At 62.8% G+C, this 11,137-nt stretch carries 8 protein-coding genes; all 8 read left to right on the top strand.

Annotated features, from left to right (window positions below; genetic code table 11):
- Positions 1-259: 259 nt before the first annotated feature.
- The 8 genes from ABCP74_RS08760 to mfd all read left to right on the top strand — a co-directional run bounded on the left by ABCP74_RS08760 (position 260) and on the right by mfd (position 11,100).
- On the top strand, positions 260-745 hold the full coding sequence (locus ABCP74_RS08760; protein ID WP_118080686.1) for an RrF2 family transcriptional regulator: 486 nt from the start codon (positions 260-262) through the stop codon (positions 743-745).
- A gap of 21 nt (positions 746-766) precedes the next feature.
- The gene (locus ABCP74_RS08755; protein WP_195503517.1) at positions 767-1,672 is read left to right on the top strand and encodes an HhH-GPD family protein; all 906 of its coding nucleotides are present in this window, start codon (positions 767-769) and stop codon (positions 1,670-1,672) included.
- A 114-nt stretch (positions 1,673-1,786) separates the two neighbouring features.
- The gene (gene rbr, locus ABCP74_RS08750; protein ID WP_271737338.1) at positions 1,787-2,326 is read left to right on the top strand and encodes a rubrerythrin; all 540 of its coding nucleotides are present in this window, start codon (positions 1,787-1,789) and stop codon (positions 2,324-2,326) included.
- A 462-nt stretch (positions 2,327-2,788) separates the two neighbouring features.
- Positions 2,789-3,211 carry a hypothetical protein gene (locus tag ABCP74_RS08745; RefSeq protein ID WP_343001101.1) on the top strand — a complete coding sequence of 141 codons (423 nt, stop codon included), beginning with the start codon at positions 2,789-2,791 and terminating at the stop codon, positions 3,209-3,211.
- Between the two features lie 123 nt (positions 3,212-3,334).
- A complete protein-coding gene (locus tag ABCP74_RS08740; protein ID WP_343001103.1) occupies positions 3,335-4,690 on the top strand; it encodes a DNA recombination protein RmuC in 1,356 nt (451 codons plus the stop codon).
- A 125-nt stretch (positions 4,691-4,815) separates the two neighbouring features.
- Positions 4,816-6,618: an ABC transporter ATP-binding protein gene (locus tag ABCP74_RS08735; protein WP_343001104.1), complete on the top strand. Its 1,803-nt coding sequence runs from the start codon at positions 4,816-4,818 to the stop codon at positions 6,616-6,618.
- 63 nt (positions 6,619-6,681) lie between these two features.
- A complete protein-coding gene (gene nth / locus ABCP74_RS08730) occupies positions 6,682-7,347 on the top strand; it encodes an endonuclease III (protein ID WP_343001105.1) in 666 nt (221 codons plus the stop codon).
- A 120-nt stretch (positions 7,348-7,467) separates the two neighbouring features.
- Entirely contained in the window at positions 7,468-11,100 is a 3,633-nt protein-coding gene (gene mfd / locus ABCP74_RS08725) for a transcription-repair coupling factor (protein WP_343001106.1), read from the top strand.
- The last annotated feature ends 37 nt before the right edge of the window (positions 11,101-11,137 follow it).

The raw sequence follows: 11,137 nt of genomic DNA, 5'->3' as shown, positions 1-11,137 counted from the left end.
TCGTGCTTCACCCTCAAGTCGACACGCATAAAAAGCCTCCCATTTCTCATGTCCAAGAAATGGGAGGCAGTTCAACGAGACAGGGGGTTAGGTTATACTAAATTGCACTGTAGGCCGCATTTGATGCATTTCGCTCCAAGCGCGGCACTCAGTGGATATCCGATTTACCATTTGGATGTCCTGGCGGTCATTTAGCGTCTCGACACAAGCTCGGCCCCGGAGCTCGTTCGAGCTGTTCGTATTCCTTGAAAGGGGAAACATGGACATATCGAGGAAGACTGATTATGCCCTTCGCATGCTTGCGATGCTTGCCGAGGAGCCGGAGCGGTTGCTTTCTGTTCGCACTGCTGCCGAAGAGGTCAATGTTCCGTATTCGTTTGCCCGTTCGATTCAGCACGGCTTGGTTCAGGCCGGCATTGTGGAGAGCCTGCGTGGTGTTCATGGCGGCATGCGCCTTAAGGTGAGCCCCGACGATGTCACGATCCGTCAGGTCGTAGAGGCCGTTCAGGGCCCCATGGTTATGAACGATTGCACCGCGCCCGATGGCGACTGTGCGCGCATGGGCACGTGCTGCTATCATCCCCTGTGGGCCGGAGCCCAGGCGCTGATGCGCGACTATCTCGATTCCGTTTCGCTCGGCGATATCGTCGCCCATCGCCAGTTTCCGGCTGTCGATCCCAAGTTCGCCGACCGCGATGCGTTTCCCGAGTACGCCGCTTGCGCGTATGCTTGCCGGGAGGAATAGCGCCGCATAAGGAGCATTGTCATGATTCAGGACCCCTTTCGTTCGATGATTCGTTCGGAAGGGGTCCTGCGTTATCGCGACCTTCCGTGGCGCCGCACGCGCGACCCGTATATCATCTGGCTTTCCGAGGTCATGCTGCAGCAGACGCAGGTGCCGCGCGTGGAGACGCGCATGCCGGCGTGGCTCGATCGCTTTCCGACTGTCCGGGCGCTTGCTCAGGCCGCCCCTTCCGATGTCTTGGATGCGTGGCAGGGGATGGGCTACAATCGCCGCGCCCTGGCGCTTCACAGGGCTGCACAGTGCGTTGTGGAGGACTGGGATGGGGAGTTTCCGCGTGAGACGCACGATCTGGTCGCGTTGCCCGGCATTGGCCCGGCAACGGCGCAGGGCATCCGTTCGTTTGCATTCGATCTTCCGGGCGTGTATCTGGAGACCAACGTGCGCACGGTCTTTTTGCATCATTTCTTTCCCGATGTGCCGGCCGTTCCCGATCGCGAGCTGGTGCCGCTGATTCAAGCTGCCTGTCCGGCGGCCCCCGGTGCGGCGGCGGATGAGATTGCGCCCTTTGCCGCGCCTCAAGACGATGCCGACACGCCGCGCGCGTGGTATTACGCGTTGCTGGATTACGGCGCGTATCTTAAAAAGACGCTGCCCAATCCGTCCAGGCGGTCGGCGGGCTATAGTCGTCAGTCCAAGTTTGAGGGCTCGCGCCGCCAAAAGCGCGCCCACATTGTGCGCATGCTGCTGGCAGCGCGCGATGGGCAGCCGGCAGGTATTACGCTTGATGAAGCTGTTGCAGGCGTTAACGAGATGGAGACGGTAGCCGGCCGTGAGCCGGTCGAGCGCGAGCTGGTCGCAAGTATTCTTGCCGATCTGGAGCGCGAGGGCTTTTGCCGCTCCGAGGGCGATCGTTGGTTGAGCGTGTAGCCCGCTCAAATCTGAAGAACGGGATTGTAAGGTTTAAATTCTCGGCTTGAGGGCATCCTAAAGACAGGGCCGCTCAAAGCCTATGGGCGGCACGTGTTGAAGGGAAGTACACCTATGGATTTTGAGAACTCTCAGACCAAGAAGAACCTCGAGACTGCTTTTGCCGGTGAGTCCCAGGCACACACCAAGTATCGCTACTATGCATCCAAGGCCAAAAAGGACGGCTACGTTCAGATCTCGAATATCTTTGCCGAGACGGCGGGCAACGAGTCCGAGCATGCCAAGCTGTGGTTTAAGTATCTGCACGACGGCGCCGTTCCGGGCACTCTGGACAACCTGCGCGACGCCGCCGCGGGCGAGAACTACGAGTGGACCACGATGTATGACGAGTTTGCCAAGACCGCCGAGGAGGAGGGCTTTGCCGAGATCGCCGAGAAGTTCCGTGGTGTCGGCGCCGTGGAGAAGGCTCATGAGGAGCGCTACAACAAGCTCGTCGAGCGCATTGAGTCGGGCGAGGTGTTTGAGCGCGAGGGCGTAAAGGTGTGGAAGTGCCTGAACTGCGGGCACCTGCATGTTGGTGCCGAGGCGCCCGAGGTGTGCCCGGTGTGCAACCACCCGAAGGCGTACTTTGAGGAGCAGGTGGTGAACTACTAGCGCGTGGCGCTGGCTGCTGCGGGGCGCGGGGCGGGAGGCCGGATTGCCTTCCCTCCCCGCTCACGGCTCCGCAGGGTCGCGTTGAGGGAAGGCAATCCGGCCTCCCGTCCCGCGCCCCGGCGTTGGGTCGTCGCGTGCTCGTTACTGAAAAGCTGATTAGAAGTTTGTGTGCCGTCCCTTTTGGGGCGGCACGTTTTTGTGTGGGGTCCCTGTCTCCATACTTTTCGTCAAGCTTTTGGTCAGCTTTTGGTCAGCTTTTGGTTAGTTGGCGGGTTGGCGGAAGGGCAAAAGATCGTTCGATAAAAAAGCTCAGAGAAAGTGCTGGTAGGGGAGTTGTTGAGGTTTTCGACAGCTTTTGTCAACAAGAATCTTTGCGGCTATTGCCGCGGATTTCGTTGCCGCGGCCGCGATGGTGCGGGATGCTGGGCGTAAGCGTCGAATGCTCCGATTGAGGAGGCCAACATGGATCTGTTTCTTGAGACCCCGCGGCAACAAGCCGAGCGCATGTTGCGCCAGCAGCAACGGCTTATGGAGATGCAAATGCAAGGGGCGGCCGTCCAGCCTCCTGCGCAAAACGCCGCGTCCGCGGTATCGTCTGCGGGTGAGGTGGACCCAGGAGCCTATTCCGTACAGCAAGATTCATATGCGCAGGAGCTTGCGTTCGACAAGCGTCGTGCGTGTCGCCGTCGCTGGGCCCAGCGCCTGCGTACGCTGGCGATGATCGTGCTGATTCCGTTGGGGCTCGCGGCAATCTTCTTGGCCTCATATGCCCTCACGTGCATTCTCAGCGGCGCCTCGCCCAGCGAGGTGCTTGAGCACTTGGCGGTTCTCGGCCAGCGCCTAAGCGATGTCGTAGCAACCATCCGCGCCGGCTGGGAGAGTTAGCGTTTTAGTACCTGTGGCCCAAAATCCATTTGTCCGATTGCCGCGTGACGCCCGGTGCGTGTGGCGGGGTAAGATTGATCGCGGTTTTGATTGATGATCGATTGAGTTTGTTGGGCGGAGTCTATGTCTGCTATTGATATCGTGCTTGTTGTGATTGCCTTGGTGGCGGTGGGGGTTGCTGTGGCTTGTGCCCTGCAGCTTAAGGGCTTTCGTGCCAAGCTGCGGGAGAGCGGCGATAGCGGGGCGGAGATGCTGGCTGCGCTCGAGCAGGCCAACAATGCGCTCGACACCCTGAACGTCGCTTTGGCCGAAACCCGCCGCACGGCAAATGCCATCGCGCAGCAGCAGGCAACCGATGCGGCCGTGGAGCAGCAACGCTACCTGACCATCGCGCGTGAGTTCTCGCAGGCTGGCGACCGTATGGATGACCTGCGTCGCGAGACGGCCCAACAGCTCGGTGCCAACCGCGAGGGCATCGAGCGCCGCCTGGACAAGGTGCGCGAGACGGTCGATGCCCAGCTGGGCGCCATCCGCAAGGACAACAACGTGCAGCTCGATCAGATGCGCGCGACGGTGGACGAGAAACTCTCCCGCACGCTCAACGATCGCCTGTCTGCATCGTTTAAGCAGGTGAGCGACCAGCTCGAGGCTGTGTACAAGGGCCTGGGCGACATGCAGTCCATTGCCACCGGCGTGGGCGACCTTAAGCGCGTGCTGGGCAACGTCAAGGCGCGTGGCATTTTGGGCGAGGTGCAGCTGGGTGCAATCCTGGCGGACATCCTTACGCCCGACCAGTATCTGGAAAACGTCGCCACCAAGCCTGGCGCCTCGGAGCGCGTTGAGTTTGCCGTCAAGCTGCCGGTAGACGAGGGCGATCCCGTGCTGCTGCCGATCGACTCCAAATTCCCGGGCGACGCGTACGAGCATCTGCTCGACGCGCAAGAGTCGGGTGATGCCGAGGCCGTCGCCGCAGCGCGCAAGACGCTCGACGCCATGGTGAAGCGCGAGGCCAAGGACATCTGCGAAAAGTATCTGAGCGTGCCCGCGACGACCAATTTTGGCATTCTGTTCGTGCCTTTTGAGGGCCTGTACGCCGAGGTCGTCAGCCGCCCCGGGCTTATCGAGACCCTGGGCCGCGACTATCACGTCAACGTTGCCGGGCCCAGCACCATGGCGGCCATCCTCAACAGTTTGCAGATGAGCTACCAGACGTTTAAGTTGCAAAAACGCACCGATGACGTGCTGCGTGTGCTCTCTGCCGTCAAGGCCGAGCTGCCGCGCTATCAGGCGGCGCTGCGCCGCGCCCAACAGCAGATCGAGACCGCGGGAAAGACGGTCGAGGGCATTATCACTACGCGCACCAACGTTATGGAGCGCAAGCTCAAGGATATCGACGCGCTGGAAGACGCGCGGGAGGTCGACGAGATCTTGGGGCTTACGTCTGCGAGCTTGCTCGCAGACCAAAAAGACGAGGACTAGCTGCATCTGACGGCGGGGCGCCTGCGCAAGCGCGGGACGCGGGCGCTTTTCGCGTCGCACTTGCCTGAAGTGCGCTTTAGTGTGCAACAATGGCGTTTCGCCCTATCAGACGCGAAAGGAAGCCCATGTCTCAGAGAAACACCAGTCCGCTCAAACGCTCCACCGTGCGCCGCACGCTGCAGCGCTTTTGGAACGTCACGCGCACGCAGCCACTGATCGTCTTTCTCTCGATGTTCTCGTCGGCGGGCTACATCTTTTTGCTCACGTTTGCTAACACCTACGTGATGGCCCTTATCGTCGACCGCGTCCAGGCCGGCCCCGTGGCGGGCGACCAAGTATTCGAGGTCTTTGGCCCCTACATTCTGGCGCTCGTGCTCGTTAACCTAGTGGGCCAGATCCTCTCCAAGCTGCAGGACTACACCGTCTACAAGCTCGAGATTGCGGGTAACTATCACTTGGCGCGCCTGTGCTTCGACACGCTCTCCAATCAATCCATGACATTTCACACCAGCCGCTTTGGCGGATCGCTCGTGAGCCAGACGAGTCGTTTTATGAGCGGCTATACGGGGCTGGTAGACGTGACGGTGTATTCGCTCATTCCCACCATCACCTCGGTTGTCTGCACGGTGGCGGCGCTCGCTCCGGTGGTGCCGACGTTTACCGTGGTCCTGGTGGGCATTATGGTCGTCTACATCGCGTTTGTCTGGCTTATGTACAAGCGCATCATGCCGCTTTCGGCCGCGACGTCTGCCGCGCAGAACAAATTGTCGGGCGTGCTGTCCGACGCGGTCACGAATATCCTGGCCGTCAAGACCTGTGGGCGCGAGGACTTTGAGCGCGACCTGTTCGATACCGCCGACCGCGCCGCGCGCGACGCCGAGACGGTTTCGATGCACGCCATGATGCAGCGCAACTTTACGACCTCGGGCCTTATCGTCATCACTATGGCCGTGGTGAGCGTGTTCGTCGCGGGCGGCAACGCGTGGTTTGACATCTCTGCCGGTGCGCTCGTCATGATCTTTACCTATACGTACAACCTCACCATGCGTCTGAACTACGTAAGCTCCATGATGCAGCGCATCAACCGCGCGCTGGGCGATGCGGCCGAGATGACGCGCGTGCTGGACGAGCCGCGTCTGGTGGCAGACGACGAGAACGCCCCCGAGCTCAAGGTGGGCGAGGGTGCGATTGATTTTGAGCACCTGAGCTTTGCATACCGTGATGCCGCGGCAGGCGAGAGCGTGTTCGACGACCTGACGCTCCATGTGGCAGCGGGCCAGCGCGTGGGCCTGGTGGGCAAATCGGGCTCGGGCAAGACGACGCTCACCAAGTTGTTGCTGCGCCTGGACGACGTACAGGGCGGCCGCGTGCTCGTGGACGGCCAAGACGTCTCGCGCTGCACGCAGCAGAGCCTGCGCCGCCAGGTTGCCTACGTGCCGCAGGAGGCGCTGCTGTTCCATCGCTCCATTCGCGAGAATATCGCCTACGGCCGCCCCGACGCAACCGACGAGCAGATCCGCGAGGCCGCGCGCCTGGCAAATGCCCTGGAGTTTATCGACCGCCTGCCCAACGGCTTTGACACCATGGTGGGTGAGCGCGGCGTCAAGCTTTCGGGCGGCCAACGTCAGCGCGTGGCCATCGCCCGCGCTATCCTGACCGACGCGCCGATCCTGGTGCTCGACGAGGCGACGTCTGCCCTCGACAGCGAGTCCGAGGCGCTGGTGCAGGAGGCGCTCGAGAACCTGATGCGCGGTCGCACCTCCATTGTGGTGGCGCATCGCCTGTCCACCGTGGCGGCGCTCGATCGCATCGTGGTGCTGGCGGACGGCGAGATTGTCGAGGACGGTACGCATGTGCAGCTTGTCGAGGCAGGCGGCGAGTATGCGAGCCTGTGGGGCCGCCAGACCGGCGCATTTTTGGAGGCGTAAAGACCCCATACGTGGGACAATCGTGCCCATAGGTTTGTTATGCCGCTGAGCCGAGGAGTCGTTATGCCACGCGAGACCAATGCTGCCAAACGCGAGCGCGCCGTTGAGGTGTGCGAGCGCCTCAACCGTCGCTATGGCCCGGTCGAGTGTTTTTTGGATCACGAGAATCCCTTTAGGCTGCTCATCGCGGTGCTGCTCTCGGCGCAGACGACCGACGCGCAGGTCAACAAGGTGACGCCGAAGCTGTTTGCCCAGTGGCCCACGCCCGAGGCCATGGCGGGGGCGAGCGTGGCCGATGTGGCCGATACCATTAAGTCGCTCGGCTTTTATAAGAGCAAGGCCAAGCACGCCGTGGAGGCCGCGCAGATGATTGTCGCCGATTACGGCGGTGAGGTACCGGCCGACATGAAGCAGCTCGTCAAACTGCCGGGTGTTGGCCGCAAAACGGCGAACATCGTGCTCAACGTGGGGTTTGGCATTGTCGAGGGTATCGCGGTCGATACGCACGTCAACCGCATCGCGCACCGCCTGATGCTGAGCCCCAAGACGCATGCCAAGGAGCCGCTCAAGACCGAGCAAGATCTGCTCAAGATTTTGCCGCACGAGTATTGGGAGTCGGTCAACCACCAGTGGATCACCTTTGGCCGCGAGATCTGCGACGCCCGCAAGCCCAAGTGCGGCGAGTGTCCGCTGGCAGACCTTTGCCCCAGCGTGCGCGTTTTGGGGTAGCTGTTTGGCGTGCGCTGGCGTGTCCATCTCATGCGCTACCATGACAGGCAATGAAATCCGCCGCATACCCGCCGAGCTTGCCCCGGCGGGCTTTTGGCGTTGCAATGCCGGAGGAACAGCATGCTCATTCACCGTATAGCCGCGCAGCTCTACACTGCCGAGGCCTTGCAGACCGTCGAGGCCGGGCTCGATGCCGGCGAGGACGTGACGCTGGCCGTGTCGCAGTCGGGCCGTACGCTTATGGCGGCCGCCCAGTTTGCGCGCCGTCCGCGACCGACGGTCTACATTGTGAGCGGCGAGGACGCGGCCGATCGCGCCGCGCGCAGCCTTGCCGCCTACGTGGGCCTTGCGCATGTGTGCCGTTTTCCCGAGCGCAAGGACTATCCGTGGCGCGAGCAGGCGCCCGACGACGCCGTGGTGGCGCAGCGCTGCGAGGCTCTGGGGCGCATCGTGCGCGGGGACAACTGCATCATGGTTGCCTCGGCCCGTGCGCTGCTGCGCTGCGTGCCACCGGTCGAGAGTCGCTATTGGGAGTCCACCACTTTTGCGGTGGGCGAGGAGATTCCTTTTGACGAGGTGCCGCAGCGCCTGGTGGGCATGGGCTACACCAATGCCGGCGCCGCCGACGCGCCCGGTCTGTTCCGCGTGCACGGCGACACCGTCGAGGTGTTCCCCGCACAGGAAAAGGCGCCCGTACGCATCGAGTTCTTTGGCGACGAGATTGACCGCATCCGCCGCATGGTGAGCTCCACGGGCCAAACCATCGGCAACGAGGACAGTATCGAGATCTTCCCGTGCCGCGAGCTGGCGCTTACCGACGATGCCGTCCACAACATGCACGTGGCGCTCTACCGCGCCAGCCAGGATGACAGTAAACTGGCAGCGCTGCTCGAGATGGTGGATGCACGCATCGTCACGCCCGAGCTCGACCGCTTTTTGCCGGTGATGTACGGCCAGACCGTAAGCCCGTTGGCACACGTGAGCGGCAAGGCGCTTGTGGTTTTGTCCGAGCCGCGCTCGCTGTTCGACGACTGCCTGCGCGCCTACGAGGATATCGAGGCGCGTGCCGGCGAGGCGGGGATTGACCGATTGGATGGCCTGTATGTACGTGCCCAGCAGCTCGATTTTGGCGCTCAGCAACGCCTGAACTATGTGAGCCTCATCCGTGCCGGCGGTGCGGTGACGGCCGAGCTCAAGATTGAGCAGCCGGCCATTGCGGGCTCGGACAATCGCTTTATGACGCGCATCCAGGAAGTCGTGGGCAAGCGCTATGCCTGCGTGTTTGCCATTCCCGACCGCGGTGCGCGCGAGTCGATGGAGCTCACCTTTGGCGACGAGGGCATTACCTTTGAGGAATCGCTGACGGCCGCACCTGAAAATGCCGGCGCTATCGGCGACCGCGTGCGCGTGGCAGCGGCGGATTCCGCCGACCGTGCCGCACGTCAGGAGGCCCATGCTTCCATTCGCGAGCGTCGCGCCGACGCGCTCAACGCCCGCTCGCTCGAGGCGGGCGCCGCGCAGGCTGCTGCCGGCGCCGCCGTGCCCACCATCTCGCGCGGGCGCGTGACCTTTGTGGACGCTGCCCTGCCACAGGGCGTGGTGGTGCCCGACGCCAATTTGGCCGTGTTCTCGATTGCCGACCTCAACGCCCGCATGGATGCCAACCGCGCGCGCAGCCGCCGCAAGGTTGACATTACGCAGATCACCTTCCCGTTTAAGCCGGGCGACTACGTGGTGCACGCTACCCACGGCATCGCGCTCTTTAGCGAGATCGCGCGTCAGGAAGTGGGCGGCAAGGAACGCGACTACTTTTTGCTGGAATACGCCGATGGCGACAAGCTCTACGTGCCGCTGGAGCAGGTTGACCGCATTACGCGCTACGTTGGTCCCGACGGCGATAAACCGCGCTTGACCAGGCTCAACACCGCCGACTGGACGCGGGCCACCAACAAGGCGCGCAAGAATGCCAAAAAGCTGGCGTTTGACCTGGTCGACCTGTATACGCGCCGCTCATCAATCGCGGGTATCGCCTGCCCGCCTGACACGCCCGAGCAGATCGAGATGGAGGAGAGCTTTCCTTACGACGAGACGCGCGACCAGCTGGAGGCCATCGCCGACATTAAGGCCGATATGGAGGCGCCCAAGCCCATGGACCGCCTGCTGTGCGGCGACGTGGGTTTTGGCAAGACCGAGGTCGCCCTGCGCGCGGCGTTTAAGTGCGTGGACTCCGGCCGCCAGGTTATGGTGCTCTGCCCCACGACCATTCTTGCCCAGCAGCACTACGAGACGTTCTTTGAGCGCTTTGCCCCGTTTGGCCTTGAGGTCGAGGTGCTCAGCCGTTTCCGCACGCCGGCGCAGCAAAAGCGCGCGCTCAAGGCGTTTGCCGAGGGCACGATCGACGTGCTCATCGGCACGCACCGCTTGCTTTCTGCCGATGTGAACCCCAAGAACCTGGGCCTGGTGATCATCGACGAAGAGCAGCGCTTTGGTGTGCAGCACAAGGAACAGCTCAAGAACCTGCGCGAGCAGATCGACGTGCTCACGCTTTCGGCAACGCCTATTCCGCGAACCATGCAGATGGCCACAAGCGGCGTGCGCGACATGAGCCTGATCACCACGCCGCCGACCGGGCGTCGTCCCGTGATCGTGCACGTGGGGGAGTACGACCCCGACGTGGTGAGTGCAGCGATTCGCCTGGAGGTGGGCCGCGGCGGTCAGGTGTATTACGTGTCCAACCGCGTCAAGACCATCGACGATGCCGTGGCGCGCGTGCACGAGGCTGCGCCCGAGGCGCGCGTGGGCGTGGCACACGGCAAGATGAGCCCGCGCGAGGTCGAGGACGTGATGATCGAGTTCGCGACCAAGAAAATCGACGTGCTTATCGCCACGACCATCGTGGAGAGCGGCATCGACAACGCAACGGCCAACACGCTCATCATCGAGGACTCGCAGCGTCTGGGTCTGGCACAGCTCTACCAGCTTAAGGGCCGCGTGGGCCGCTCTGCCACGCAGGCATACGCGTACTTTATGTTCCCCGGCGAGCTGCCGCTCACCGAGGAGGCCACGGCGCGCCTGACCGCGCTTTCCGAGTTCCAGGATCTGGGCAGCGGCATGCGCATCGCCATGCGCGACCTGGAGATCCGCGGTGCCGGTTCGCTCATGGGCGCCGAGCAGCACGGCAACCTGTCGAGTGTGGGCTTTGACCTGTTTACGCAGATGCTGGGACAGGCCGTGGCCGAGGCGCGCGGCGATGACGATGCCGGCGTGGAGGCGGCGAGCGTGGGCATCAACCTGCCGGCCGACTACTTCTTGTCCGAGGAGTACATGCCGGCGGTGGACCAGCGCGTGCTCGTGTACCGCAAGCTCGCGGCGGCTGAGGACCTGGAGAGCATCGACGAGGTGCAGGAGGAGACCGAGGCCGCGCACGGTGAGCTGCCGTTGGCGGGGCTCAACTTGTTCAACCGCGCTCGCATTCGTATTCGCGGCGAGCGCCTGGGGCTCGAGAGCGTCACGCTCAGCGGTGGACGCATTACCTTCCTGGGGGTTGACGTGCCCAAGAAGGTGGCCTTTGAGCTTAAGACCCGCTATGGCGCGGTGAACTTTCCCAAGAGCCGCAAACTGTCGGTGCCCTACAAGGCGGGCGCCGGCGCGGGCAGCGGCCTGGGTCGCGGTCTCGACGCCAACGACGGCATCGGCCCGGTGGCCGCGGCACTCATGCTACTGCAGCAATTGGGTGCGAGCGACGACGACTAACGAGTCGACGCTGCAAACGCCCCATTTGGGCAATCTG

Origin of the sequence: Collinsella aerofaciens (assembly GCF_039062315.1) — a bacterium.
Lineage (GTDB): Bacteria > Actinomycetota > Coriobacteriia > Coriobacteriales > Coriobacteriaceae > Collinsella > Collinsella aerofaciens_BG.
Note: the sequence above shows the minus strand (reverse complement) of the source record. Positions and strands in the feature narration are given on the sequence as shown.

Bases quoted from the DNA above. Each gene is read 5' to 3' on its own strand.
- ABCP74_RS08745 (WP_343001101.1), top strand. From the start codon at position 2,789: ATGGATCTGTTTCTTGAGACCCCGCGGCAACAAGCCGAGCGCATGTTG.
- rbr (WP_271737338.1), top strand. From the start codon at position 1,787: ATGGATTTTGAGAACTCTCAGACCAAGAAGAACCTCGAGACTGCTTTT.
- ABCP74_RS08735 (WP_343001104.1), top strand. From the start codon at position 4,816: ATGTCTCAGAGAAACACCAGTCCGCTCAAACGCTCCACCGTGCGCCGC.
- ABCP74_RS08760 (WP_118080686.1), top strand. From the start codon at position 260: ATGGACATATCGAGGAAGACTGATTATGCCCTTCGCATGCTTGCGATG.
- ABCP74_RS08740 (WP_343001103.1), top strand. From the start codon at position 3,335: ATGTCTGCTATTGATATCGTGCTTGTTGTGATTGCCTTGGTGGCGGTG.
- nth (WP_343001105.1), top strand. From the start codon at position 6,682: ATGCCACGCGAGACCAATGCTGCCAAACGCGAGCGCGCCGTTGAGGTG.
- ABCP74_RS08755 (WP_195503517.1), top strand. From the start codon at position 767: ATGATTCAGGACCCCTTTCGTTCGATGATTCGTTCGGAAGGGGTCCTG.
- mfd (WP_343001106.1), top strand. From the start codon at position 7,468: ATGCTCATTCACCGTATAGCCGCGCAGCTCTACACTGCCGAGGCCTTG.